This window comes from Nakamurella sp. A5-74, assembly GCF_040438885.1.
Classification (GTDB): domain Bacteria; phylum Actinomycetota; class Actinomycetes; order Mycobacteriales; family Nakamurellaceae; genus Nakamurella.
Genome location: NZ_CP159218.1, coordinates 42,781 through 68,093, shown reverse-complemented (window position 1 = coordinate 68,093; position 25,313 = coordinate 42,781). Strand labels below are relative to the sequence as shown.

At 68.2% G+C, this 25,313-nt stretch carries 19 protein-coding genes and 1 pseudogene; 10 read left to right on the top strand and 10 right to left on the bottom strand.

Features of this window, described 5'->3' with window-relative positions:
• Nucleotides 1–91: 91 nt before the first annotated feature.
• Nucleotides 92–1,519, bottom strand: coding sequence for an IS1380 family transposase (locus ABLG96_RS00315; protein WP_353651611.1), 1,428 nt, complete (start codon nucleotides 1,517–1,519; stop codon nucleotides 92–94).
• Between the two features lie 227 nt (nucleotides 1,520–1,746).
• Here ABLG96_RS00315 and ABLG96_RS00310 point away from each other — a divergent pair, with 227 nt between their 5' ends.
• Complete coding sequence (locus tag ABLG96_RS00310) at nucleotides 1,747–3,129, top strand: IS1380 family transposase (protein ID WP_353651625.1); 1,383 nt, start codon at nucleotides 1,747–1,749, stop codon at nucleotides 3,127–3,129.
• 415 nt (nucleotides 3,130–3,544) lie between these two features.
• Here the strand turns inward: ABLG96_RS00310 and lepB are convergent, their stop codons facing one another.
• On the bottom strand, nucleotides 3,545–4,546 hold the full coding sequence (gene lepB, locus ABLG96_RS00305; RefSeq protein ID WP_353649450.1) for a signal peptidase I: 1,002 nt from the start codon (nucleotides 4,544–4,546) through the stop codon (nucleotides 3,545–3,547).
• 235 nt (nucleotides 4,547–4,781) lie between these two features.
• On the bottom strand, nucleotides 4,782–5,441 hold the full coding sequence (locus ABLG96_RS00300) for a DUF6226 family protein (protein WP_353649449.1): 660 nt from the start codon (nucleotides 5,439–5,441) through the stop codon (nucleotides 4,782–4,784).
• A 254-nt stretch (nucleotides 5,442–5,695) separates the two neighbouring features.
• Here ABLG96_RS00300 and ABLG96_RS00295 point away from each other — a divergent pair.
• Nucleotides 5,696–6,255 (top strand): annotated as a pseudogene (locus ABLG96_RS00295) (recombinase family protein); the annotation flags it as partial.
• A gap of 159 nt (nucleotides 6,256–6,414) precedes the next feature.
• On the opposite strand, the gene ABLG96_RS00290 reads toward ABLG96_RS00295, so the two are convergent.
• Nucleotides 6,415–9,573, bottom strand: a complete 3,159-nt coding sequence (locus ABLG96_RS00290; RefSeq protein WP_353649448.1) for a GH92 family glycosyl hydrolase — start codon at nucleotides 9,571–9,573, stop codon at nucleotides 6,415–6,417.
• A gap of 170 nt (nucleotides 9,574–9,743) precedes the next feature.
• Between ABLG96_RS00290 and ABLG96_RS00285 the strand changes: the two genes are divergently transcribed.
• The gene (locus ABLG96_RS00285; protein WP_353649447.1) at nucleotides 9,744–10,736 is read left to right on the top strand and encodes an endo-beta-N-acetylglucosaminidase H; all 993 of its coding nucleotides are present in this window, start codon (nucleotides 9,744–9,746) and stop codon (nucleotides 10,734–10,736) included.
• 210 nt (nucleotides 10,737–10,946) lie between these two features.
• On the opposite strand, the gene ABLG96_RS00280 is transcribed toward ABLG96_RS00285, so the two are convergent.
• Nucleotides 10,947–11,672 (bottom strand): TetR/AcrR family transcriptional regulator, encoded by a 726-nt coding sequence (locus ABLG96_RS00280; protein WP_353649446.1) that lies wholly within the window; start codon nucleotides 11,670–11,672, stop codon nucleotides 10,947–10,949.
• Between the two features lie 95 nt (nucleotides 11,673–11,767).
• Here ABLG96_RS00280 and ABLG96_RS00275 point away from each other — a divergent pair, with 95 nt between their 5' ends.
• From ABLG96_RS00275 to ABLG96_RS00265, 3 genes are all read left to right on the top strand, one after another.
• Nucleotides 11,768–12,682 (top strand): SDR family oxidoreductase, encoded by a 915-nt coding sequence (locus ABLG96_RS00275; RefSeq protein ID WP_353649445.1) that lies wholly within the window; start codon nucleotides 11,768–11,770, stop codon nucleotides 12,680–12,682.
• Between the two features lie 74 nt (nucleotides 12,683–12,756).
• Nucleotides 12,757–14,124, top strand: a complete 1,368-nt coding sequence (locus ABLG96_RS00270; protein WP_353649444.1) for an MFS transporter — start codon at nucleotides 12,757–12,759, stop codon at nucleotides 14,122–14,124.
• Nucleotides 14,125–14,159: 35 nt separating this feature from the next.
• The gene (locus tag ABLG96_RS00265; RefSeq protein WP_353649443.1) at nucleotides 14,160–14,633 is read left to right on the top strand and encodes a hypothetical protein; all 474 of its coding nucleotides are present in this window, start codon (nucleotides 14,160–14,162) and stop codon (nucleotides 14,631–14,633) included.
• 72 nt (nucleotides 14,634–14,705) lie between these two features.
• Here the strand turns inward: ABLG96_RS00265 and hrpB are convergent, their stop codons facing one another.
• Together hrpB and ABLG96_RS00255 are read right to left on the bottom strand one after the other, a co-directional pair.
• Entirely contained in the window at nucleotides 14,706–17,240 is a 2,535-nt protein-coding gene (gene hrpB / locus ABLG96_RS00260) for an ATP-dependent helicase HrpB (RefSeq protein WP_353649442.1), read from the bottom strand.
• A gap of 279 nt (nucleotides 17,241–17,519) precedes the next feature.
• Entirely contained in the window at nucleotides 17,520–18,398 is an 879-nt protein-coding gene (locus tag ABLG96_RS00255; protein WP_353649441.1) for a helix-turn-helix transcriptional regulator, read from the bottom strand.
• Between the two features lie 102 nt (nucleotides 18,399–18,500).
• Here ABLG96_RS00255 and ABLG96_RS00250 point away from each other — a divergent pair, with 102 nt between their 5' ends.
• From ABLG96_RS00250 to ABLG96_RS00235, 4 genes are all read left to right on the top strand, one after another.
• Nucleotides 18,501–19,193, top strand: coding sequence for an SDR family NAD(P)-dependent oxidoreductase (locus ABLG96_RS00250; protein ID WP_353649440.1), 693 nt, complete (start codon nucleotides 18,501–18,503; stop codon nucleotides 19,191–19,193).
• Between the two features lie 296 nt (nucleotides 19,194–19,489).
• Nucleotides 19,490–19,807 (top strand): metalloregulator ArsR/SmtB family transcription factor, encoded by a 318-nt coding sequence (locus ABLG96_RS00245; RefSeq protein WP_353649439.1) that lies wholly within the window; start codon nucleotides 19,490–19,492, stop codon nucleotides 19,805–19,807.
• Entirely contained in the window at nucleotides 19,804–20,325 is a 522-nt protein-coding gene (locus ABLG96_RS00240; protein WP_353649438.1) for an SRPBCC domain-containing protein, read from the top strand. The genes ABLG96_RS00245 and ABLG96_RS00240 overlap by 4 nt, the downstream gene beginning before the upstream one ends.
• 142 nt (nucleotides 20,326–20,467) lie before the next feature.
• Complete coding sequence (locus ABLG96_RS00235; protein WP_353649437.1) at nucleotides 20,468–21,646, top strand: cysteine desulfurase-like protein; 1,179 nt, start codon at nucleotides 20,468–20,470, stop codon at nucleotides 21,644–21,646.
• 86 nt (nucleotides 21,647–21,732) lie between these two features.
• Here the strand turns inward: ABLG96_RS00235 and ABLG96_RS00230 are convergent, their stop codons facing one another.
• From ABLG96_RS00230 to ABLG96_RS00220, 3 genes are all read right to left on the bottom strand, one after another.
• Complete coding sequence (locus ABLG96_RS00230) at nucleotides 21,733–23,379, bottom strand: thiamine pyrophosphate-binding protein (protein ID WP_353649436.1); 1,647 nt, start codon at nucleotides 23,377–23,379, stop codon at nucleotides 21,733–21,735.
• Nucleotides 23,376–24,155 carry a cyclase family protein gene (locus tag ABLG96_RS00225; protein ID WP_353649435.1) on the bottom strand — a complete coding sequence of 260 codons (780 nt, stop codon included), beginning with the start codon at nucleotides 24,153–24,155 and terminating at the stop codon, nucleotides 23,376–23,378. The genes ABLG96_RS00230 and ABLG96_RS00225 overlap by 4 nt, the downstream gene beginning before the upstream one ends.
• Before the next feature lie 71 nt (nucleotides 24,156–24,226).
• The gene (locus ABLG96_RS00220; protein WP_353649434.1) at nucleotides 24,227–25,270 is read right to left on the bottom strand and encodes an aminotransferase class V-fold PLP-dependent enzyme; all 1,044 of its coding nucleotides are present in this window, start codon (nucleotides 25,268–25,270) and stop codon (nucleotides 24,227–24,229) included.
• Nucleotides 25,271–25,313: the final 43 nt, after the last annotated feature.

Here is a 25,313-nt window from a genome sequence, read left to right as displayed (position 1 = left end):
GCTTGATGTTCAGGTTCGGGTATGACTGTGGTCCGGCTGGCGGTGCCGGTGGTCGGGTCTCCGGTGGTGCTGTTGCAGGTGGTCGGGGTTGTCAGGTGGTGATCGGAATGGCGCCGATGTTCGCGAACACTGCGACGATCGCCGCGGCCCAGGGCCAGGTGTCAGGGATCCGCAAGTGTCGGCGGCGGCCGGTGTGAGCCAGTCGGGCGGGGACGTGCAGGAACCGGTAGCGGAGCGCTTTCGGCTCACACCCGGCCAGCGAGGTTGCGGTGCCGGTGCAGCCCAGCAGTCGGGTCCAGGCGATCAGGTCGGCGGCGATCTGGACCGCGGCCAGCCAGGCTTGGTTGATCGGGAACTCGCGGGACGGGAAGCGGCGCAGTCCCGAGTCTTTGGCGTGCCGGATCCGGTCTTCGACGCGGGCGTGCGCGCGCTGCCGGGCTTCCAGGAATGCGAGTTGCCCGGCCTGGGTGTTCGTCGCGAACGCCTGGTAGCGCCACCCGTCACGTTCCTCGAACAGGGACAGTTGGGCACCGGGGTGGGGTCGTTCGCGGCGCACGATGACCCGCATCCCCGCCGGCCACTTGGCCAACACGGCCGGGTCGATCAGCCCGGTCAGGTCGGCGACATCACCACCGACCCGGACCTCGCCGTCGGCGTCGGAGGCCTCGGTCCACACCGATCTGGGGACCTGTGTGATCGCGGTCCGGACGTGTTCGGTGACGGGGAATCCGACGCTGTACTCGACCCGGCGACCCCGGATCTGATCCTGCTGGTCCAGCCACGCGACCAGTTTGTGGGAGGCGCCGGCACCGTCGGAGCGGACCAGCAGAGCTTTGCGGTGCGCGGCGGGGATCTGCTGGATCGCTTCGCCCAACACCTGGATGTGGTCGGCGGCGGTGTTCGACCCGGCTTTGCCAGGGCGGAGGGTCGCGGCCAGGAACTCGCCGGTGTTGTCGCACCAGACGCCGATCGGATGGAACCCGAACGTCTTCTTGAACGTGGGTGTGGCCTGGTCCTTCTCGCTGTGCGCGATGACGATCGTGGCATCGACATCCAGCACGATCACCGAACCGAGGTCGGTCCCGGCCACCTTGCTGACCGGGATCCCGCCCGGCCTGGCAGCGAGCTGGGTCCACACAGCGCGGCGGGTCCGGGCACGCGCCGCCTGCACCTTCTTGAGCCGGGAGGCGGTCAGCTCATCCAGGCATCGCCACACCGTTGCCGGCGATGCGACCGCACCGAGCACGCCGCTCTGGTGGCGCAGCACGTCGATGTCGGCGATCGCCTCCCCGCCGCCGGCGATCATCACCGCGACATCGATGAGGACCCGGCCGCGGTCATGGCGTGGGGTGAAACCACGTCTGATCTGGGCTTTCGACAACTCGGAGGTCAGTCCCACCCGGTCGGCCAGCAACCGGACCGCGACACCACCCGCGTGCCCGACGACGCCGACACTGCCAGCAGAAACAGACAGACCAGTCGACCACGAAGTACGCTTCACCTGCGGAGTGCCTTCCAGCGAGACGATATGGACCCTAGACAAGTCCAAGTATCCCTTGCTGGACAGGCACTTTCGCGCTTTCACACGCCGATCAGACAGGCAACCCGTGAACGGTCCGGGTTAACCTCGTGCTTTCATCGCGGGAGCGCTTGAGGCGTGTGTTGGTGATGCAGAAAGGTGCTCTGACCTGCAAGGATGGTTGTGTCTAAGAACCGTCGTTGCTGAAGATCAGGAGCACCTTTCTGGTGTCGAAGTCTACCTCGTTGTATCCGCGGGTCCGTGTTGATCGGTCCGCGTCGGGTGTGGTGTCCCATGCCGGTTCGGTGTTGCTGACCGCGACGGCGGCCCGGATCGGTTTGGATCGGGCGTTGTCGCAGGCGCTGGCGCCGTGGCGGCCGCGGTTGGCGGTGCACGACCCGGGCAAAGTCGTGGTGGATCTGGCCGTGTCGATGGCGGTGGGCGGTGATTGTCTGGCCGACATCGGGGTGTTGCGGGCCGAGCCGGGCCTGTTCGGGTTGGTGGCGTCGGATCCGACGGTGTCGCGGACCATCGATCGGCTCGCGGCGGACGCGGATAACGTTCTTGCTGCGATCGGCGCGGCGACAGCTGTGGTGCGGCAACAGGTGTGGGCGCTGCGCGGTGAGGGGTCCCCGATCCACGGCGCGTGCGCGGAGCGGCCGGTGATCATCGATCTGGATGCAACGTTGGTGACCGCGCACTCCGAGAAGGAACACGCAGCGGCGACCTACAAGAAGGGTTTCGGGTTCCATCCGCTGCTGGCGTTCATCGACCACGGGCCCGGCGGGACCGGTGAAGCCGCCGCCGGTGTGTTGCGGGCCGGGAACGCCGGTGCGAACACCGCAGCCGATCACCTCACCGTGATCCGGCAAGCGTTGGTGCAGCTGCCTTTCGGTCCTCAGCCTGGCCGGAAGGTTTTGATCCGCACCGACGGCGCGGGTGGCACCCACGAGGTCCTGGAATGGTTGACCCGCCGCAGGTTGCAGTACTCGGTCGGGTTCGGTCTGAACACCGGTCACGAGGCGAAGATCCGGGCGCTGCCCGCGGCGGCGTGGACCCCGGCTTATGACGCCGGCGGTGTCCAGCGTGAGGGCGCCTGGGTCACCGACGTGACCGGCGTGTTGGACCTGAACGGCTGGCCGGCCGGGATGCGGGTGATCGTGCGGGCCGAACGCCCCCACCCCGGTGCGCAGCTGCGCTTCACCGACCTCGACGGGAACCGGCTCACCGCGTTCGCGACGAACACCAGCCGCGGGCAACTACCCGACCTGGAACTACGCCACCGCCGCCGGGCCCGCTGCGAGGACCGCATCCGCAACGCGAAGGACACCGGTCTGCGGAACTTCCCGCTCCACGACTTCACCCAGAACCGCATCTGGTTGGCGATCGTCCTACTCGCCGGGCAGCTCACCGCGTGGCTGCAACTACTGGCCCTGCACGACACCACGGCAGCTGTGTGGGAGCCGAAACGACTGCGGCTCAGGCTGTTCGCAACCGCCGGGCGCATCGCCCGACACGCCCGCCGAACCCACCTACGCCTACCCCTGCATGCGCCGTGGGCGCACCTGCTCACCGCAGCGATCGACCGACTCCGGCCAGCGCCGACCTGACCGGGCCGACCCCAGCAGCAACAACTACCAGCAACACCCCGGGCAGTGGAACCCACGCAAGCCGCGCGACACGCGGCCCAAACCGCTACCCAAGAACAGAATCGGAGGAGCAAAATGAGCCCGGACCCCGATCAGAGCAGGTCAGCCGCCCCATGAAAGTTTGAGGTTAATGGGAAGTCTTCGGTAGCGTAGAGCAAACGATCGTTTCCTTGCCATCGGCGCCCACTTGTAAACCTTCCCGTGTACGCACCAAATCTGAGGTTTCGTTACACAGTAAAGCGGACACGGCAATCAAGAAACTTTCACTTCCGTCACCCGCCACCAGATCACCTGCTTCGAGAGCGGCCTGCCCCGATCACTCGGGTTTCAGCCGTATTCTGGCCGGGCCCTACCGTTCCAGCAGGCCGTCAATCGATCAGCCACCGCGCTGGTCGGTGCCCGGATCGCCCAGGGTGTGCCAGCGGGAGACGGGCAGGATGACGACGATCGCCTTGCCGATGACGTTCTCGATGGGGACAGGTCCCTGACATCCGCTGCTCGGAGTGTTGTTCTGGCAGCCAGCGGTGGAGTCGCCTGAGTTGCGCCGGTTGTCGCCCATCACCCACAGCACGCCTGCGGGAACCTTGACGGGCAGGAAGCACCGGTGGGAGGGCAGCGGCCTGGAGCAGTCGTCGACACCAGGGGTGAACGGGATCTCGTTACCCGCCGCCACGTAGGGCTCGATGATCGGTACGCCGTCGACCTTGATACGTCCCTGGGGATCACAGCACTCCACGGTCTGCCCACCGACAGCGATCACGCGCTTGACGAAGTCCTTCTCCTTGGCCGGGGCAATTCCGACCACGGAGCCCAGTGTCCGACCGATCTTGCCGAGGATGCTTGTCGGACCTGGGATCGCGATGACTTCCGCTGCCCATCGGTCAGGGCCGCGGAACACGACGACGTCACCCGGTTTCGGATCACTGAAGTCGTAGACGATCTTGTTCGCCACGATTCGGTCACCGCCGACCAGGGCTCCGTGCAGGGTCGGATCCATGGAGGAAGACGGCACGTAGTAGACCTTGAACAAGAACGTCTGGATCAAGAACGTCAACAGGAACGCAGTGATCAGCAGCAGCGGAACTTCGATCCACCAAGGTCGCTTCTTCCCCGTCCCGCTGCGCCGCGCATTCCTTTCCCGCAGGCTTGCGACAGCTCGTCCGTGCTCGTCTCGATCACGCTGAGCAGTAGCTGTCGGTGTGCCTGCGTCGTCACCGGATCCGGCTCCTTCGTGCTCGGGATCCTGTGACCCGGACGTGGAGAGATCGTCTTCTGAGGGCGCCTTGACCGCATCGGTGTCGCATCGACCGTTCCTCAAGACCGCACCACGAAGGATGGCGCCGTCGTCCGTGCAGGAGGTTGCCTCGGGCTCATTCATCGTTGGCCAGGTTAGGCGCACGCTCCCGGATCGGCTGGTTGAGGCCGGCCCGCATCCTCAAGGTTTGCTGAAGCCGCCCGGGCACTATCGACAGCCGGCCCGGCCGGGATCGATCGCCTGCGGCATGGACGAAGGAACCGTAAGCAGCTTCTTGTTGACGAAGATGGTGTACATCGGCTGAATTGCGAGCTAGACCACCGCTACTGTGTGCAGCCGGCCCGGGCAGGGACCGAGATCAGTTCGGTGACCGGTTCGCAGGTCCCCCGGGCCACGCGCTCCAACCCTCGACCAGGTCGCGCAGGACGGGCCTCGCCGCCTTCACTCGCTCACGAGGAAGGTCTGTGGCGCGAAATCCGCCGGACATTCCTGCACGTGGTCCCGTGAGCGTGAACTGCACCTTTGGACGGAGCCCCGACTCGATGCGCTCCGTGTAGTGCCCTTCGACAGTTGCGAGCACCTGCTCCTCGAGCTGGTCTGCCTCGACCTCCCAGGTCGAATCGCATGCGTCACAACCACATACGGGGTAGTGGAAGTCGTGCAACAGCCCGGCGTGTACGACGACACCTGGGTAGGGGGTGAACACGAATGTCAGCGTTGCGCAGGCCGGGTTGTTCGGTCGGATCCGTGCTGCCCGCACCACCCCGGGGACCGGATGGATCAGATCCGCCGCCACTTCGACACTGTCAGTGATCTCGACGTCGTGAGCGGCCCGTAGATGAGCGATGAGGGCATCGGCCACGATGTGGAGCGGCGCGAACCTCTCCGGGTGGGTGTCCACCGAGTAGGTTTCGTCGGGCGGAGACCCCGGCCACCACCGCCGTCCGTACTCGATGACCTGACCGGCTGCATCACGCGACGCCGGCGTCTCGATCACCGGACGGACGTAGGAGTTCACCTGCCCATCTTGTCGTAGAGAGCAACGTGGTTGTTCAATCCGTCGCACGCGGTGATGGGGTCCGTCCCCACATCGGTTGACCGTCGGGGTGGACGGTTCAGACCGCGGTCAACGACACCGCTATGCTCGCGTTTCCGCGAACGATCGTTTGCGTTACAACCTGGCCCGCCACCCGTCGCAGCAGGTCAAGTTTGTAAAGCAACCCGTGTAGACACCTACGTCACGCGCTTGGAGGTTTGCGTTACGGTCCGGGCTTGCGCATCGGCTACGGCAAGGTCTCCACCCGCGACCAACGCCCCGAAGCGCAGCACGACGCACTCACCGCGGCCGGCTGCGAGCAGATCTTCATCGACACGCCTCCGGCAAACTGACCCGCCGACCCCAGCTCGAGCGAGCCCACGCCCGTCGCCGGCCGCAAGGCGACCAGCTCGTCATCACCAAGCTCGACCGGCTCGGCCGATCGCTCGAACACCTCATCGACCTGTCCCAGGACCTGCACACCCGCGCGGTCGACCCGGTCGTCCTCGATCAAGGCATCGACACCTCCACCGCCGTCGGCCGAATGTCCTTCCACATCCTCGGCTCCATCGCCGAGTACGAACACGCCCTCATGCCCGAACGCACCCACGACGGCCTCGCCGCCGCCCGGGCACGCGGCCACACCGGCGGCCAGAAACCCAAGCTCGGCACCCGCCAGGCCCGGGTAGCCCGGCAGATGTACGACGAAACCGACGACCAAGGCCGGCACCGCTCCACCGTCGCCCAGATCGCCACCGAGTTCGGCGTCACCCGACCCACCATCTACCGCTACCTGGACCAGCAAGCCGAACCACCAAAACCGGTACCGGGTAGGGATCGGCTGGTGAGACACCCGCGAACGCCGGATGACATCCACCCGCAATCTCGCTACACATGGCGGGAGAGATGCAGCCACGGACAAGGACTCCAGGGATGGCGCCCAGCGTCACGACGACTACGTGCGCTTCCCGCGGGCGATCAACTCCAGCTGGCGTAGCGCCAGGTCGTCGGTCGCGGTGAGCCGCAGCCCCGTCGCGGCCGGGAGCGGTGCGTCGCTGACCCGGAAGACCCTGGTCTGACGTGGCTGGTCGAACATCTCGCACCGGGTCTGCTGGTGGATCTCGGTGCCGTCCGGCGCGAGAAGTTCGAGCTGCCAACGGTGTTCACCCGGCGCGTCGACGGTCACGGTGTAGAGCGAGGCATCGGTCGGCGGCAGGTCGAGCGTGAGTTGCTCGCCGGCGGCCAGCCGCACCACGGTGGCGGCCGCGTCGTCCGTCAGCGGTGACGCCCCGGACGGCAGGACGTCGGCGGGGGTGTCGGCGTAACCGTGCAACTCACTCGCCGACACCGGGCGGGAGTCGGCACCCCAGCCGGTCGGCTCGTCCGACAGCGTCAGCACCAGGTGCGCGCCGCCGGCGATCACGCTGTGCGGCACCGCGATCGAGTGCCACGGTTCGCCGTCGATCGTCACCGAGCGCAGATACGGACCACGGCTCGTCCCGGCGAGTTCGATGACGGTGCCGGACGTCGGCAGCTCGGTCCGGTCGAACAACGGCGGCACGAGGACGTAGCTGCCGGTGGCCGGGGACAGCGGATAGAGCCCGATCGCGGACCACACCCACCAGGCGCTCATCTCGCCGTTGTCCTCGTCGCCGGGATAGCCCTGGCCGAGATCGGACCCGACGAACAACCGGGTCACGCACTCCCGGACCACCCGGTGGGCGTCGTCGTGCCGGCCGGCGAACATCGGGACGAACGGGATGTGGTGCGCTGGTTGGTTCGACAGTCCCAGCATGCCCATCCGGATGTCGCGGGCCTCCGTCATCTCGTGGATGACGCCTCCGTAGGAACCGGCGACGGCGCTCGCGCCGGTCTCCGTTGCTGCGGAGAACTCCTGCAGCGCAATGTCGAAGCCGCGGCCGGCCTGGTGCAACGCCACGAGGCCGGCGCCGTCGTGCGGGGCGGTGAACATTGTGCCCCACGCGTTGGTCTCGGTGTAGTCGTGGCCCCAGACGTCCGGATCGAAACCGGCAGCAGTGCGCTCACCACGCCAGCTGCCGTCCGGCCCGCGGCCCCGGAAGAAGCCGGTGACCGGGTCGAACACCGACCGGTAGAGCAACGAGCGACGGGCGAACCATTCCTGTTCCGCGCGGTACCGGTCACGGGCGGCGTCATCGGTGGTGCGGTCGGCGAGCAGACCGGCCATCACCGACACCGACCAGTCGTTGATCGCCGCATCCAACGTCCATGACATGCCCTCGGGCGTATCGGTGTCGACGTATCCGCGAAAGATGCCGGGGTGCAGGCCCTTTCGGCCTACCCGATGGTCGCGGGCAGGCACCGTCGCGTTGCGGACGGCGCTCGCGTAGGCAGCGTCGGCGTCGATGCCGCCGATGCCCTTGACGAGCAGGTCGGCGAACACGGTGTCGCTGGTGGTCCCGGTCATGCAGTCCTCGGCGCCGGGAGCGCTCCACCGCGGCGTCCAGCCACCGTCGTGGAAGTGTTGGACGAAACCCTGGGCGAGCGGACCGGCCGTGTCCGGGGTGAGCAGCGCCAGCAGCGGCCAGGCGGTGCGGTAGGTGTCCCAGAAGCCGTGCGTGGTGGTCAGTTCCGCCTCCACGACCTCTGGTCCGGGCGTGTCTCTGATCGGATGCTCCAAGACCCCGCCGTAGGGCGAGCGGTAGTGCGGCGTCCCGGTCAGGGCGCGCTCGCCGGCCCGGTTCGGGTACAGGAACAGCCGGTACAGCCCGCCGAACAGGGTGCGCCGCTGGTCCTGGGTGGCGCCGTCGACCCGGACGGTGTCGAGCACCTGCTCCCAGCGACGGGTCGCTTCGCCGACCATTGCATCGAAGGTCCCGGCGGCCATGAGGTTGGCGGCCGCATCGGCGACCGAGACCGTCGAGATGCCCAGCCCGACCTCCACCGGATGCCGGGTGTCCAGCCGGAGGAAACCGGTGAGGCGGTCGGCGGCGACCCTGGTGTGGTCGGCCAGCACGCCCGGCACCCGCAGGTGCAGGTGGTGTTGGGGGGTACCCGGTCGATCGTCCAGCACCGCCTCCACGACGGTGACGTCGCCGTCGCGTCGGACGACGACGTCGCTGACGGAGCCGTGGTGGTCGAGGATCAGCGAACCCTCGTCGTTCGGAGCGGTGAATCGCAGCCCGAGCGCGAAATCGGCGGCGGTCAGCTCGGCGACCAGTCCGTGCTCGAGCGCGACCCGGTAGCGGTGCGGGCCGGCGTCCTCGTCGTCGTGGTCGAAGGCCAGCCCGCGAGCGACGCGGTCGGTCGGCGGCGCCGGCGAGGGATGCGGCATCAGCTGGAACACCCCGCGGTCACTCATCCACGGCGAGGGCAGGTGCGAGGTGGCGAAGGCCTGGATCGTCGGCCGCACGTCGCCGTCGCGGCCGTGTTCGGCCCAGGAGTAGGGCCACCGGTTGCTGCCGGCGTCGGTCATCGGCAGCGCGAACACGCCGCCGTGCGGAACGGCGACCAGCGGCGCGGTGTTGCCGCGAGAGAATCGACCGGAGGAGTGCGAACCGCGCCGAATGTCGACGTACTCGAGCGGCGTGCTCGGAGGCCGCCGGTGCACCTCGATGGCGAGGTCGTCGAGCCAGCCCACCAGTCCGGGAAGCGTTGCAGCAGAATGTTCCCCGATTCGCCCGAGGATCGCTTCGGCGCGTTCGACGGTGCGGCCGGCCACGGGTGTGAGGTCCACCCGCCGCAGATTCCACTGGTCGACCCAGGCCGTCCGGGCATCGTCCTGCGCGTGGGGGTTCGGTGCTATGCCGTACTGGTCGGTCACGCCGGCGTCAGACAGCCGGCTGCCGTCGGTGAAGAGCAGATCGACGGTGAAAGCGGTGGCGTCCCAGAACGTCTCGAGGTCGCCTCCGGTCGGCTCGGTCACTCCCTCCGGTAACACGCGCTCCGGGAACCACGACCAGCGCAGTTCTTCGCCAACGGCGACGACATGGCCGGCCAACCCATCCAGCGCCCGGCGGACCTGCTGCTCGCCGGCCGCACGATCCACCCGGAGCGGACGGGCGCCATGCAGCCCGATCCCGTTCCGCGCGGCGACAGCGGTGCGGGGGCCGGACGGATCGTTCGGGTGTGCCATGGCGAAAGCCTAAACGGATGCAGTCGGCAGGTGGGCGGGCGGCGTCATCCAGCGCCGCCAACAGCCAGTTCGTGGGAAACCGTTGACTAAAGCGTTTAAGGCGATCAGCGTGGATGAGTCTCAGCCGGCACCGGGCGGTGCCGGCTCTCCGACTCGACGAGGAGTGCAGGATGCGCAGCCACACCGAGCAAGGCCGCTTCACCCGCCGTGCCGTTCTCACCGGGGCGCTCGGCGCCGCCGGCTCGCTGGTGTTCGCCGGCGCTGCCGACGCCTCCGGCAAGCCTGGGCGCGGGAAAGAGAGCGGGAACGGGGAGGGCCGCGGCCGGGGTCGCGGACACCGTCAGTGCGACCCGCGTGCTGTTGCCACCGACCCGATCAGCGTCGCCTATGTCGAGGTGAACAACGAGGATCCGATCAACGTCGGCCGCTATCGGCTGGCCGACGGCAGGCAACTCTTCGCAATCGGGATCCTGTTCGCGGCCAACATCAACGCCAGCACGACAACGTCGTCCGGCACGGCCCTGGTCTGCAACGAGCGGATGCAGCAGACCCTCGACGAGGCCTCGACCCAGATCCGACCCCTGCAGGCCAAGGGAACCAAGGTGCTGCTGTCGGTCCTGGGCAACCACCAGGGGGTCGGTCTCGCGAACTTCCAGACCTACCGCGCCGCAGACGATTTCGCGCGGCAGGTGATGACCGTGGTCAACCGCTACGGGTTGGACGGGGTCGACCTCGACGACGAGTACTCCGACTACGGCGCCAACGGCACCCCCCAGCCGAACGACGACTCGATCGGCTGGCTCATCACGGCGCTGCGGAAGCGGATGCCCGACAAGCTGATCACCTTCTACGACATCGGCCCGTCGTCCGACAGCCTCCGAACCGCCGATCCGTCGATCGGCGCGAAGTTGGACTATGCCTGGAACCCCTACTACGGGGCCTACAACCCGCCGTCCATCCCTGGCCTGGGCAAGGAGTCCGAAGGCGCGGCGGCCATCGACTGGCAGTCCACCTCCGCCGCCACTGCGGCCTCGCTGGCGACTCGTACCGACACCGACGGGTTCGGCGTGTACCTGACCTACAACCTCGATGACGTCGACCGCTCCGGCTACGCCAACTCCTTCACCCAGCCGCTCTACGGTCAGGACACCGTCTTCCACTGATCACCCGTCGGGCGGACTCGGGTCGGCGCGTCGTGGTCAGGTCGTGCCGACCCGGTTCCGGTCAAGGCGACGGAGCACCGCGTAGGTCGCCGGCGCCGGCGCCGGCCGGAGCGATCGTCGTCCCGGGGCCGGCACCGCCACGAGTGGGTGACGCCGATCAGGTGGCACGCGACCCAGGGTCCGACAGGTGCGCGAATCAGGACCAGCTGCTCAGTGCTGAAGTCCTTCCTGAACGGATGCAGTCTTTCGGGAGACAGCCATCGGCCGGTCCGCGCGGGCCAAGAACCCGGACAGCATCACTGCCAGCAGCTGCCCGAGGGTTTCGGTGAAATCCAGCCGCAGCGCGGCCAGCGAGGGATCGTCGTCATATGCCTGGACCATGGCCGCGCTCGGCCGGGAATGCGTCCACAGCGCACCGATCGCCAACATCGCGGCCGCCGCGAAAGCGAACCGATCCTCCTTTGTCAGTTCCGGCAACGCCGAGGCCGCGATCACTCCGAGGTCCTGGAGGTGCTGCAGCGCTGAGCGTTTGAACGTGGCCGCCACTGGCACCGAGACGTTGCGCTCGAGCACGGTCGCCTGCGCACCCAGCAGATCGCAGAAGATCTCCCGGTGGGCGGCCGCGTCGGCGATCAGCGCTGCCAGGGCATCCACCCGATCGGTAGCGGGAGTGTCCTCCCGCAGCTGCGGCACCGATGCGCCGAGTTCCTGCAGCCACTCGGCCCAGTGCAGCTCCAGCAGCTCCAGCAGCACGGCTTCGCGGGAGTCGAAGTACCGCAGCACATTCGACTTGGCCAGACAGACCCGACGGCTCAGGTTGTTCAGGCTGAGCTCGGCGACCGGCATCTCGGCCAGCATCGTCGCTGCCGTCGTCAGGATGGCCTTGCGGCGTTCGGCGCGCTGGTCCGCGCTCCGGGCGCGCTGGAATGTGGTCACCATCGCAGTTTACAGACCGGTGGTCCCTTGCGAACAGACCGCTGGTCGCTTATCGTCGACTTATCAGACCGCCGGTCTGCAAACAAGGAGTGACCATGTACGCAGTTCCTGATCAGACCGGACGTCTCGTCGTCGTCACCGGAGCCAACAGCGGTACCGGCAAGGAGGCCACCCGCCGGCTCTCCGCCGCCGGTGCGTCGGTCGTGATGGCGGTTCGCACCCTCGCCAAGGGCGAGCAGGCGCGCGCTGAGATCCTGGCCGACAATCCGGCGGCCGATCTCGAGGTCCGTCGCATCGACCTGTCCGACCTGGCCTCGGTCGCCTCGTTCGCCGACTCCCTGATCGCCGACGGGCGGCCGCTGAGCACGCTGGTCAACAATGCGGGCGTGATGGCGCCGCCCACCCGCAACACCACCGTCGACGGCTTCGAGTTGCAGTTCGGCAGCAACTTCCTGGGGGCTTTCGCGCTCACCACCCGCTTGCTGCCGCTGGTGCTCTCCGCCGACGCGCCGCGGATCGTGACGATGAGCAGCGGCATGGCAAACATCGGCAAGATCGACTTCGACGACCTGCAGTGGGAGCGGCGGCGCTGGAGCCCGATGCGCTCCTACGCCCAGTCCAAGCTGGCCGACCTGATGATGACCATCGAGCTGGCGCGCCTCGTCGATGCCCGCGGCTGGAACGTCCGCAGTATCGCGGCACATCCCGGCTTCACCCGCACCAACCTGCAGTCCGCCGGCGCGAGCCTGGGTCGGGACAAGCCGAAACGGTCCCTGGTCGACCTGCCACTGCTGCCCTCGCAGGACGTCCAGCAGGGCGCTGAGCCACTGCTGTTCGCCGCGGCTGATCCCGACGCTGCGCACGGCGGCTACTACGGGCCGGGCGGACGCTTCAAGCTGGTCGGTCCGACCGCGGTCGCGAAGATCCCCCGTCGGGCACGGGATCTCGAGGTCGCGTCACGGCTGTGGGCCGAGGCCGAACGGTTGACCGGAGCCCCTGTCCACGTCTGATCCGGAGCTGATCCGGGTGCTGCAGGTCGACGGGCAACAGGCCGGGCCACGACGAGTGCACTACGTTCCCAGGCATGACGGATTCCGCCACCCATGTGCAACCGACCTCCCTCAAGCGTTCGATCTCGAACACCCTGAAGGGATCGGCCGGCAACCTCGTCGAGTGGTTCGACGTGTATGTCTACTCGGTCTTCGCGACGTACTTCGAGAAGCAGTTCTTCGATGCGAACGATTCGAACTCGACGATCTACATCTGGGCGACGTTCGCGGTCACGTTCCTGATGCGGCCGATCGGCTCGTGGTGGTTCGGCCGCTACGCCGACCGGTACGGGCGCCGGGCGGCGCTCACCCTGTCGGTGACCATCATGGCGGGCGGATCGTTCGTCATCGCCCTGACGCCCACCGAGAACGCCATCGGTGTGCTGTCCGCGGTGATCCTGGTGCTGTGCCGGCTGGTGCAGGGCTTCGCCACCGGCGGCGAGTACGGGACGTCCGCGACGTACATGTCCGAGGCCGCGGTGCCCGGCAAGCGTGGATTCCTCTCGTCGTTCCAGTACGTCACGTTGATCGGCGGTCACGTGCTGGCGCAGCTGACCCTGCTGCTGATGTTGCTGTTCGGTGACCGGGAGTGGATCAGCAGCTGGGGATGGCGGATCGCGTTCGGTCTCGGCGGGGTGGCAGCCCTGGTCGTCTACTGGGTGCGCCGCACGATGGACGAATCACTGACCACCGAGATGATCGCGGATGCCAAGGCGGGCAAGGACTCCACCTCCGGCTCGATGAACGAGCTGCTGCGTCGCTACTGGCGTCCGCTGACCCTCGCGTTCTTCGTCACGATGGGTGGCACGGTGGCGTTCTACACCTACTCGGTCAACGCACCCAAGATCATCCAGGCCCAGTTCGCCGGCACCGACGTCATCACCGGCACCGTCATCAACCTGATCGGTCTCACGGTGCTGATGCTCATGCAGCCGATCGGTGGACTCCTGGCCGACCGGTACGGGCAGAAGACGCTGCTGGTGTTCTTCGGCGTCGGCGGCGTCGCCTACACCTGGTTCCTGCTCACGGCACTGCCCAAGCAGGACTCGGCCGTGGCGGCCTTTGCGATCCTGGTCGGCGGTTTCGTCTTCCTGACCGGGTACACGTCGATCAACGCAGTGGTGAAGGCGCAGCTGTTCCCGATCCACATCCGGGCGCTGGGCGTCGGTCTCGGGTACGCGCTGGCCAACTCGATCTTCGGTGGCACCGCGCCGCTGCTGTACAGCGCCGCGCAGGAGAACGGCAAGGTCACCCTGTTCATCGTCTACGTGACGGTGTTGATCGGACTGTCGCTGCTGACGTACATCTTCTTCCTCCGCAACAAGGCCCCGAACTGGCTGGAGGATCCCGAGGAGATGGCGGTGCTGCGCGATCGGCGCTCCCCCGCCCGCAGCAGCAGCTGAGAGCTGTCGTCGGTCCGGCGTGACACGCTTCCCGGGTGGCGAGCGAATGGACCGGTCCGGCCGGCGTGATGCAGCGAGCGGTGCTGGACGCAGTGTCTGCCGCGCGCGAGCACGACGCCGACGAGTTCAGCACCTGCCTGGCCGGCCTGTCGCGGCTGGATCGGGAGCAACTGTCAACACTGCTCGGCACCGTCGTGCAGGCGCTGCTCGAGCGGCGCCACCCGGACGGCCTCGACTCCGATGACGTCGATCAGCTGGTGGAGCTCACGGTGCGATCAGCGGCCTGGTATCCGCGGATCGACCACGACTCCGTGGTGCGGGTCATCGTCGGAGCGCTCGGCGTCACCGAGGTCGACGACGAGGAGCGGCGGGTCGACGGCATGACGATCATCGCGCACAGCCTCGTGTTGCTCGCGGACCAGCTGAGCGGGGTGCGCGACGGGGTACGCGCCCTGCTCGACCACGGGCTGCGGGAGCTGCACCGAGCGCAGACCCAGGAGATGCCCTGACCCGACCGTCCGTCCGCCAGCCGCTGGATTCAGCTGGGCGGCTTCACCCGGTTGCTCCGCCCGCGGCTGGATTCAGCTGCGCGGCTTGACCCGGCGGGTTGGTTCGGCGGTGAGCGGATCCTCCGGCCAGGGGTGGCGGGGATACCGGGCGCGCAGCTCCGCCCTTGCCTGCGGGTATCCCTGCACCCAGAACGACGCCAGATCCCCGGTGATGGCCACGGTGCGTCCGGCCGGCGACAGCAGGTGCAGCACGATCGGTGCGCGCCCGTCAGCGAGCCGTGGGGTGACCGTCCACCCGAACATCTCCTGGAGTTTGACCGCGACCACCGGCGGCGAATCTCCGTCGTAGCCGACTCGCACCTGGTTTCCCGACGGCACTCTGAGGCGGTCCGGGGCCAGCTCGTCCAGCCGCGCCGCCGCGGGCCAGGGCAGCAGTCGACGCAGCGCTCCGAGTATGTCGACGCGGCCGAGATCCTTGCTGCGGCGCACCTTCTGCAGGTCCGGGCCGAGCCATCCGTCGAGATCCGCCAGCAGGGCAGTATCGTCCACCGCAGGCCACGGCGCACCGATCATGGTGTGGCAGAAAGACATGCGCTCCCGGAGCCGGATCGCCGCCTCGCTCCACGGCAGGATCTCGAGTCCCGATCGGCGTAGTCCGTCGGTGATGGCGGCGACCAGCAGCGCCGGATCGGGTGTCCCGATCGGGCTCGCCGCCAACCGGATCGCGCCGAGCGATTCGACCCGCTCGGCGACCACACGTCCGTCGTGCCAACGGATGTCATCGGTGTGGGTGACCAGGTCACCGGCGACCAGCCGCGCGGTGGCCTCGTCGATCGGGGCGGCCGACCGGATCCGGGCGTCGGCGCGGCCCACCGGACGATCGGCGGAAGCCACGGCCAGCCAGGTCGATCGCCGTAGTCCCGACGTCACGACGAGTGCTGCACCGGTTCCCGACAGCAGTTGGTACGTCACGCCTTCCGTTGATCGCGCGCGGGCGATCCGGTCCGGGTACGCCAGTCCGACCACCATCCCGGCCGCGAGGTCGTCCGGTGTCCGGGAGGACGTCACGCCCGCCGACTCTGGTGACCGACCCGCTTCGCCGCTGCGCCCGAGTCGGCGGATCTCGTCCCGCCACCGGGCGGACGCGGCCCGATCCACGCCCTGCCGCATCTCGCGCCACCGCGCTGGGAGATCGTCGCTGCGGCCGGTGAGGGAGTCGTCCGAGAGCAGCGCCACCACCTCCCTGGCGCGATCGGTTCCCACCAGCGGCGCACCGTCCAGCAGCGCCCTGGCCAGCCGGGGATGGGCGCTGATCCCGGCGATCTGCTGTCCTCGCTGGGTGATCCGCCCGTCGGCGTCGACCGCGCCCAGCTCGCGCAGCAGGTCGACAGCCACGTCCAGTGCCGCGACCGGTGGAGCGCTCAGCAGCGCGAGGCCCCGACCGCCAGGAGCTCCCCACGCCGCCATCGACAGAGCGAATCCGGCCAGATCGGCGGTGGCGATCTCGGGGGGCGTGTGGTCCGCGAGGTGGGAGTGGTCGACGGCCGACCAGCAGCGGTAGACCCGACCAGGGCCTTCGCGACCGGCGCGGCCTGCTCGTTGGTCGGCGGCGGCTCTCGACACCCGGGTGGTGACCAGTGCGCTGAGCCCGCGGGACGGGTCGGTCCGGGGTTGGCGGGCGAGTCCCGCATCGACCACGGCGCGAATCCCCGGCACGGTCAGGGAACTCTCGGCAACCGCGGTCGTCACCACCACCTGCTGACGGTCCGATGGCGTCAGCGCTCGTTCCTGCTCCACCCGGGTCTGCCGACCGTAGAGCGGGAGCGCGTGGATGCCGCCACCGAGATTCCTGATGACACCGGCGATCTCGGCCTCACCGGGCACGAACACGAGGACGTCGCCCGGTCCTTCCTGCAGTGCCCGAAGCACGACGGCGGCGACGTGCACCAGCAGCCGGGGGTCGACCCGGGCGTCCGCCAGCAACGGGAGGGCCTGCGGCGGCGGGACCCACTCGACGGTCACCGGGAAACTTGCGGTGGCGGCAGTGACGACCGGGGTGTCTGCGCCCCCGAGCGCACGGGTCATGGCCTCGGTGTCCGGGGTCGCCGAGGTCGCGATCAGTGCGAGATCCGGCCGCAGCGTGTCCCGGACATCGACACAGAACGCCAACGCCAGATCGGCGTCCAGGTGCCGCTCGTGACACTCGTCGATGACGATCGCCCCGACGCCTGCCAGCTCCGGATCACGTTGCAATCGCTGCACCAACAGGCCGGTGGTGACGACCTCGACCCGCGTGCGCGCACTACCGGCCCGCTCGTCCCGCATGGCGTAGCCGATGCGGTCACCCGGCCGCTCCCCGATCAACCACGCCAGCCGATGCGCCGCCGCGCGGGTGGCGAGCCGTCGGGGCTCGGCCACGATCACCCGGCCGTCGACGGCGTCGGCCAGCGCGAGCGGTAGCAGCGAGGTCTTGCCCGATCCGGGCGGCGCGACCAGCACCGCTGTTCCGCGTGCGCGCACCGCCTCGACCAGCTCCGCCAGCGCGGGGCGGACCGGCAGATCGGCCCCCGGCGCCTCGGGTCCGGGGAGTAGCGGTGGAGAGGTCACGTCCCGACACTAGGGCTGCCTGGCGGACGAGGTGGTCGGCCCGAGCGACGACCCAGGCGCATGCCAAATCGTCAGCCGCATTTCGAATGGTCGAATCCAACCCTGCAGACACCCATTTCTGACCATCGAGAATGCGGCGGGGCCTGTGTCGGGGTGAGCGCAGCGCCCGGGAGCGCCGGGCAGCGAGGCCATCCGGACGCGTACGATCCCGCCAGACGTCGCCGTCAGCGTCCGTTGTAGTTGCCGACGGTCGGGCGTCGGGCCACCGGTGCTCCGGGTTCAGTTCGGGTGGCCGAGGGATGAGGGAGACGAGACCCCGCCGGTGATCCGGAGGAAGTCGAGCTTCTCCGCGGCCTCGGATCCTTCGGCCGCCGTGTACACGACGATGTGCAGGTCGGTGCCGGCGACGTTGAGCACGTCGCAGTCGAGTTCGATGTCGCCGACCGTCGCCGTCCGCACGACTTTGGCCTCGGACTGGTGCTCGCCGACGACGCCGCTGTTCCACAGTTCCCGGAACTGCTCGCTGCCCGCCGCGAGCTCCCCCATCAGGGCCGTCACGGCGCGATCTTCCGGATACCGGCCGTGGACCCGGCGCAGATCGGCGACGAGTGATGCACCGAACGCGTCGGTCCCGACGGATCTGCTGACGATCCGGTTGTCCGCAGCTCCCATGGACACGCCGGTGAAGTGCGCCCGCAACAGGTTCGGTCGACCGGGGCCCGGCTGGACGGGTTCACCCAACAACGTGACCCAGAGCGCGCTCCAGTGCAACAGGTCCCAGCTCGCGGTGAAGACCGCCAACGGCACCTCGCCGAGCCGGGTGACCAGCCGCTGCACACCGGGCGGGATGTGGGACGGGACCTGGGCCGGTGACGGCGGCAGCAGTCCGGCGACGACATGGAGATGGTCCCGCTCGCCGTCCGTCAACTGCAGCGCCCTGGCGAGCGAGGCGACGACCTGCGCCGAGGGTCGACTCGCCCGGCCCTGCTCCAGCCGGACGACGTAGTCGACGCTCAGCCCGGCCAGCGCCGCCAACTCCTCGCGGCGCAGACCGGGTGCCCGTCGCGCGCTCCCGGCGCGCAGACCGACGTCCACCGGCGACAGCCGGTCACGCCACGAGCGCAACAGCGGACCCAGCTCGGCGTGCAGGTGTGCCATGGCTCCAGTCTCCCCGTGAAGTCGACCCCGTGGGTGGTACTGCCGGTCCACCCGCTGGGCCGGGCCTGGCTGCCGCGGCATCCGGCGCCCAGACTGGGTCGCATGACCACCACCCTGATCACCGGCGCCAACAAGGGCCTCGGCCACGAAACCGCTCGCCGCCTCATCGAGGCCGGCCACACCGTCTGGATCGCCGCACGAGACCCGGAGCGTGGACGACAGGCGGCCGAAGGGCTCGGCGGTCGCTTCGTCCAACTCGACGTGACCGATGACGCCTCCGTCGCCGCGGCGGCCGAGATCGTTGCTGCCGCAGGCGGTCTCGACGTCCTGATCAACAATGCCGGCATCGCCGGTCCGCGGACCCCGGCTACCGAGCAGACGGGTGAGCAGGCGCTGGAGGTCTACAACACCAACGTCATCGGCATCGTGCGGACCATCAACGCTTTCGTTCCGCTGCTCCGGGAATCTGCGGCGCCGACGATCGTCAACGTCACCAGCGGCCTCGGATCCTTCGCACTGGTGCACGACGGATCGCGCATCGAGTCGACCATCGTCTCGCCGCTGTACACGTCGTCGAAGTCCGCCGTCACGATGCTCACCGTCCAGTACGCCAGGGCGCTGCCGGAGATGCGCATCAATGCGGCCGATCCCGGTTACACCGCAACGGATCTCAACGGTCACAGTGGCCCGCAGACGGCGACCGAGGGCACAGATGCCGTCGTCGAACTTGCCACCCGCGGGGGCGAAGGTCCGACCGGAACATTCATCGACCGCTCCGGCGTGGTGGAGTTCTGACCCGGCGTCGGCGGGTTGACGGTGGACGAGCGACGAGCGGGAATTCCCTCGACACCGATGGACCGCGATCTCCTGACCTGAAGCGCAGTGCAGGGTCCGGACCGACGATCGAGGTCCGGTGGACCGCATCGACGCGGCGGTGGCCACCGAGATGAGGAGGGCGTTCCGGATGCGGGTGACCATCGCCCGGCGGCTCCGAGGCGCCCCGATTCAACTCGGCGTTGCTGCGGGCGGAATCATCAGATCCGCACTGTGTACCCTTGCGGTTACGTACCTGATCAGTTACATTGAGTCCCATGGATGCGGTATTGCAGGCGTTGGCCGACGGTAGTCGTCGCACGGTGCTGGAGATCCTGCGGGATCACCCGGCGACGGCGGGTGAGTTGGCAGACGCGCTGCCGATCGCCCGACCGGGAGTTTCCCGGCATCTGCGGGTGCTGCGGGAAGCCGGCCTGGTCAGCGTGCACCAGGACGCGCAACGCAGGGTCTACAGCGTGCGGCCGGAAGCACTCGTCGAGCTCGACGACTGGCTGGAGAACTACCGCGCGCTGTGGCAGCACCGCCTCGATGCACTGCACACCGAGATCGCCCGAGGAAACAGGAGACGGACATGAGAATCATCGGCACGCTGCGAGAGCTCGACGACACGCGCGGGGCGGTGCGGGTCGAAGACGTGTACAACACCGACATCGACGACCTGTGGCAGGCATGCACCTCACCGGAACGGTTGGCGCGCTGGATCGCCGAAGTGTCCGGCGACCTGCAGGTGGGTGGGACGGTGCAAGCCGTCTTCACCAGCACTTGGAGTGGGCCGCTGCGGATCGACGTTTGCGAAACCCCTCACCATCTCCTGCTGACGGGCGAAGCGGGCACGGCCGACGAGAGCCAGATCGAAGCGTGGCTCACGGCCGAGGGGTCCCGGACCAGGCTCGTGGTCGAGGAGCGCGGTCTGCCGACGGACCAGTTGCACTTCCACGGGGCCGGTTGGCAGGTGCACCTGGAAGATCTCGGCAGGTCACTCACCACCGACGCCACCGTCCACCCGGAGGGCTGGTCGGAACAGGCGGCATCACCGACCTGGCATCGGCGCTGGAGCGAGCTCACGCCGGCGTATCAGACCGCGAAGCACTGACCCCCCGAACCATTTCGGCCCGGCGGCGACTCAAGGGCGGATCGGGGCATCTCGGCCAGTTGTTCATCTTGCGTAACTCTGACGGTCGCTACGGGGCGCGTGTCAAGACTTCGGGCGCCGGGAAGCCGGTAGCGTCCCGCTGATGACACAGAACACGCTGGACGTTGCCGCTGTTCGCGCTCGATTCTCCGCGCTGCACAACGGTTTCGCCTTCTTCGACGCTCCAGGGGGCACCCAGGTACCCGATGAGGTGGGGCAGGCCATGGCCACTGCGCTGCGGGAGGCCAGTGCAAATCTCGGAGCACCCTACGAGACCAGCCGGCGGGCTCAGGCCATCCTGGAAGAAGCAGAACTGCGGTCGGCCGAGTTCCTGGGGTGTTCGCCCGCGGAGATCGTCTTCGGTCTCAACATGACCTCCATCAACTTCGCGCTGGCCCGAACAGCCTCGCGCGACTGGCAACCGGGCGATGAGATCCTCAGTTCGTCACTGGATCACGATGGCAATGTCGCACCGTGGCTGGAGGTGGCCCAGGACCGCGGCCTGGTGGTCAAGTACATCGACGTACGCGCGGATTCCACCCTCGATCTGGACGACCTGGAGAGCAAGCTCTCCGACCGGACCAGGGTGGTGTCCTTCACCTGGGCTTCCAATGCGGTCGGCACCGTCACCGATGCCAGGCGAATCTGCGAGCTGGCACACCGAGTGGGCGCTCTGGCCTGGGTCGATGCCGTGCACTATGCGGCTCACCGGCCGATCGACGTCCGCGCCATCGATGCCGACGTGCTGCTGTGTTCGTCGTACAAGTGGTGTGGTCCGCATCTGGGCATGGCTGCCGTGCGCGAATCGGTCGGCCGACTCTGGCGGCCCTACAAGGCACGACCCGCAGCGACGACGCCGATGGGGCGGAGCTTCGCCAACGGAACGATGCCCTACGAGATGCTGGCCGGGCTGAATGCCACCTACCGCTACCTGGACGACGTCGGTGGTTTCGCGGCCATCGAGCCCTACGAGCAGCAGTTGGCGCAGCGGTTCGTGACCGGGTTGCCGGACGGGGTGACGTTGTACGGACTGCCCGGGATGGAGGGCCGGCTGCCGACGTTCCTGGTCACGGTGGACGGGGTCGATTCGGACGAGGTGGCAGAACGCCTGGCGCAGAGAAGTTATGGCGTCTGGTCTCACGACACCTGGTACTCGCTGGGCCTGTATCGCTCGTTGGGATACCCGAAGAAAGCGGTCCGGATCGGCATCGCGCACTACAACACGGCCGAAGAGGTCGACGGCCTGTTGTCCGAGCTGACCGATATCGCCCGGAAACCCTGATGGCGCAGGGGTACTGACCGCGGGGCGCCGCCGGGCTGCGCCACCGGGCAACGTCGACGGGCAGCAGCCCACCGGGATGCCGCCGGTCAGTGCCCGCGGAAAGCCTCCTCCAGCCACCAGGATGCTTGTCCCCTGGTGACTTTCGCGTCGATGAGCAACGGTCGCTCCCGCTGCCCGTTGACCCAGGTGCGGACCGCGTCGAGATCGGACGGGGCACGAACAGTGACCGCGTCGCAGCCGAACCCTGCTCCGATGGCTGCGATGTCGGTGTCGGGGAAGGTGACGGTGTCCATCGGCTCACCACTGCTGGCGAAGTGGTGGACCTCGGCGCCGTAGCCGTCGTCGTTGTAGACGACGATGACCATCGGGATGCCCAACCGGACGACGGTGTCCAGTTCCGCGATACCCATCAGTGCTCCACCGTCACCGAGCGCCGCCACGGGCAACCGGTCGGGTCTGGCCAGCGCGGCGCCGATCGCAGTCGCCAGACCGAGACCGATCGACTGGTACGCCTGGGTGAAACACATTCCCTGCTCGTCCGGAACCGACAGGAACATGCTCGGGTAGCCCATGAAGTTCCCCGAATCGACGGCCAGGATCCGCTCCGCCGGGAGGACATCGTCCAGACCGATGCTGAGGGTCCGCGGATCGATCAGCTCGTCAGTACTGTCGTCTTCGTAAGGCACTGTGCGCCAGGAGATTTCGGCTGCGATCCGCTGTTCCACCTGAGCGCTCCGATAGCCGGAGCTGTGGTGGTCCTGGCCGTGCAGTGCCCGCGCCGCGCTGACCGCCACGGCCGCCGCGTCGCCGGCGATCCCGACGTCGATCGGCCGGTTGGCACCCAATTCGCCGGCCTCGATGTCGACCTGGGCCACCGTTGCATCCGGGCCGATCAACCGGCCGTGACGCATCGTCCACATGTTCATCGAGCATCCCCAGCCGACGATCAGGTCGGCGCCGGTGATCAGCTCGGCGGCCAGTGGCGAGGCGAACCCGCCGGACACATCGAGCGCAAAAGGGTTGCTGTGGAACAGTCCACGGGCCACCGCTGAGGTGGCCAGCAGTGCACCGGTGCGTTCGGCCAGCTCGGCGATGGCATCCCTGGCGGCGTGCGAGCGGGCGCCGCGGCCGGCGATGAACACCGGCCGACGAGCGGCCGCGAGCGCGGCGACCAACTGTGCCATGGCGGCTGGATCCGAGGTGGGACTGGGCAATGGGGGTGCGGAGGGCACCGCGAGCGCACTCTCGGGAACTTCCTGCACCTGCAGTTCCAAGGGCAGATTGAGCAGCACGGTGCGTCGCTGATCGCGAGCGGCGTGGAACGCGGCGGCGCTCTCGGCAACAGCCATCTCGGCTGAGGTGACCCGGTGGGCCAGAGCGCCGACCGCGGTGGCCAGTGCTGCTTGATCGACATGGAAATTGGATCTGGGCGCGGTGGTCTCGGCCGCCAGCACCACCAGAGGTGTACGGCTCTTGGCCGCCTCGGTGATGCCGGTCAGCGCATTCGTCAGACCACATCCCTGGTGCACGGTGACCGCTGCAACCGTTCCACTGACCCGGGCATAGGCGTCTGCCATGGTCGCTGCGCCGCCCTCGTGGCGGGCGGCGAAGAACCGGGCACCACCGGCCACGAGCGCGTTCGTCACGTGGAAGTTCCCACTGCCGACCACACCGAAGGCCGCCTCGACCCCCAGGCGGGCAAGTGTCTGCCCGACAGCCTCGGCGACGTTCACGAAGATCGTTCGACCAGGGCCAGCGCTCGGGTCGGGCTGCCCGAGCCGCCGACGATCGGCAGCGGGGCTGTCACGACGAGGGCGCCGGTCGGCGGGAGGAGAGCGACGTTCTGCAGCTGGGTGAGTCCGAACTTCCCGGCACCGAGCAGCGACTGGTGGCACGGAAAGGGCGGGTCGAACGAATGGGCTGCGCCCGCGTCCGTACCGACCGTCTCGACGCCGACGCCGACGATCGGCGCCTCCTGGGCCAACCAGGTGGCGCATTCGACCGACACGCCCGGTGAGTGTGGGCCGGTGTCGTTGGCGTTCAGCAACCGTTCCTGGTCCTCGGAGAAGGCGTCCCAGCCGGTGCGGAAGATCAGCCAGCCGCCCTCCGGCAGGGCACCGTGCTCGGCCTCCCAGCTCCGGATGTGGTCCACCTCGAGCAGGAAATCGGGGTCTGCGGCTGCTTGGGCCGAGAAGTCGAGGACTGCCGCCGGGGCGATGAGCTGGGTCAGCGGCACCTGGGAGATGTCCAGACTCTCCCGCCCGGTGATCCAGTGCACGGGCGCGTCCATGTGGGTGCCGGCGTGCTCGCCGGTGTGGATGTCGTTCCAGTACCAGGCGGGACCGCGCTCGTCATACCTGCTGATCTCCTCCAACCGGAAATTGATGGTGTTCGCGAACGGCGGCGGCAACTGCAGGATCGGCGTGGTACTGGTCAACGGGGCCGTGAGATCGATGATCTGGACAGCGCCGGAACGCAGCGACCCGATTAGCTCGGTGAGAACGGACATGGCCATCTCCTTGTGGTGGTGGACCGGCCGACACGCGGTCGGTCCGGCGTGCTGGGGTGCGGCTGCGCTGGTCAGCGCAACAGGTGTCGATTCCGGTGCAGGGCCGCGATCACGGCCTCGACGTCCGCGTCATTGTTGTAGCAGTGCGGCGAGATCCGGACGTTGCCGTCACGGGAGCTGACGATGACGCCGTCGTTCTCCAACGCCTTCACTGCGGCGTGCTCGTCCGTGGTCGCCACCGCCAACATCGGTCCGGCCAGCGCGGCCGGCGTCGCCACGGTTCCACCGATGCCCTCAATGCCGGCGCGTAGCTGGGCCAGCAGGCTCTGCACGTGCAACCAGGAATCGGCGACGCCGATCTGCAGCATCAAGGAGATTCCGGCCTCCGCCGCATACAGACTCGGGACTGCCGGGGTGCCTGACTCGAAGCGACGGGCATCCTGGGCAGGGTCGTAGGAGTGGATGTCCATCGCGAAGATGTCCCGCGCGGCGAACCAGCCGGTCACCGTCGGCTGCAGGGCTGCAGTCGTGGCCTGCTTGGCGTACAGAAAACCCACACCCGGTGAGGACAACAGGTACTTCAGCACACCTCCGGTGACGAAATCGGCGTCGAGTTCGGCGACGTCCAGCGGTACGGCGCCGACCCCCTGGTAGGCATCCACCAGCACCAGCGCGCCACGAGAGTGCGCCAGCTCGATGATCGGCGCAAGGTCCATCCTCGCCCCGTTCCGATAGCAGACCTGGGTCAGCGAGACGATGGCCGTCCGATCGTCGATCGCGTCGGCGAACCGATCCAGCGGGATCGTGTTGTCCGGATCCGCCGGTACGTGGACCACCTCGGCCCCGCGCCGTTCCTGGGCATGCCAGATCTGACCGATCATCGGGAACTCGAGGTCGGTGGTCACCACCTTGGTCCGCCCGTTGCCGAAGTCGAACGAGCTCGCCAGCGAGCTGACGGCGGCGGACCCCGAGGTGGTCACCGCGATCTCGGCCGGCGTCGCTCCGAGCAGCGTGGCCAACTGGTCGCGGACAGATTCCTGCTTGCCCACCCAGTGTTCCCACAACGATCCTTCCCGCTCCAGTCCGTCCAGGTAGTCCTGGTAGGCCGCCCGCACAGAATCCGACAGCGCGCCCTGGGAACAACTGTTGACGTAGGTG

What these genes read in the sequence shown, in the direction of transcription:
- lepB (WP_353649450.1), bottom strand. Translation starts at nt 4,546, where the DNA reads ATGAATGAGCCCGAGGCAACCTCCTGCACGGACGACGGCGCCATCCTT.
- ABLG96_RS00290 (WP_353649448.1), bottom strand. Translation starts at nt 9,573, where the DNA reads ATGGCACACCCGAACGATCCGTCCGGCCCCCGCACCGCTGTCGCCGCG.
- ABLG96_RS00285 (WP_353649447.1), top strand. Translation starts at nt 9,744, where the DNA reads ATGCGCAGCCACACCGAGCAAGGCCGCTTCACCCGCCGTGCCGTTCTC.
- ABLG96_RS00275 (WP_353649445.1), top strand. Translation starts at nt 11,768, where the DNA reads ATGTACGCAGTTCCTGATCAGACCGGACGTCTCGTCGTCGTCACCGGA.
- ABLG96_RS00270 (WP_353649444.1), top strand. Translation starts at nt 12,757, where the DNA reads ATGACGGATTCCGCCACCCATGTGCAACCGACCTCCCTCAAGCGTTCG.
- ABLG96_RS00255 (WP_353649441.1), bottom strand. Translation starts at nt 18,398, where the DNA reads ATGGCACACCTGCACGCCGAGCTGGGTCCGCTGTTGCGCTCGTGGCGT.
- ABLG96_RS00250 (WP_353649440.1), top strand. Translation starts at nt 18,501, where the DNA reads ATGACCACCACCCTGATCACCGGCGCCAACAAGGGCCTCGGCCACGAA.
- ABLG96_RS00245 (WP_353649439.1), top strand. Translation starts at nt 19,490, where the DNA reads ATGGATGCGGTATTGCAGGCGTTGGCCGACGGTAGTCGTCGCACGGTG.
- ABLG96_RS00240 (WP_353649438.1), top strand. Translation starts at nt 19,804, where the DNA reads ATGAGAATCATCGGCACGCTGCGAGAGCTCGACGACACGCGCGGGGCG.
- ABLG96_RS00235 (WP_353649437.1), top strand. Translation starts at nt 20,468, where the DNA reads ATGACACAGAACACGCTGGACGTTGCCGCTGTTCGCGCTCGATTCTCC.
- ABLG96_RS00225 (WP_353649435.1), bottom strand. Translation starts at nt 24,155, where the DNA reads ATGTCCGTTCTCACCGAGCTAATCGGGTCGCTGCGTTCCGGCGCTGTC.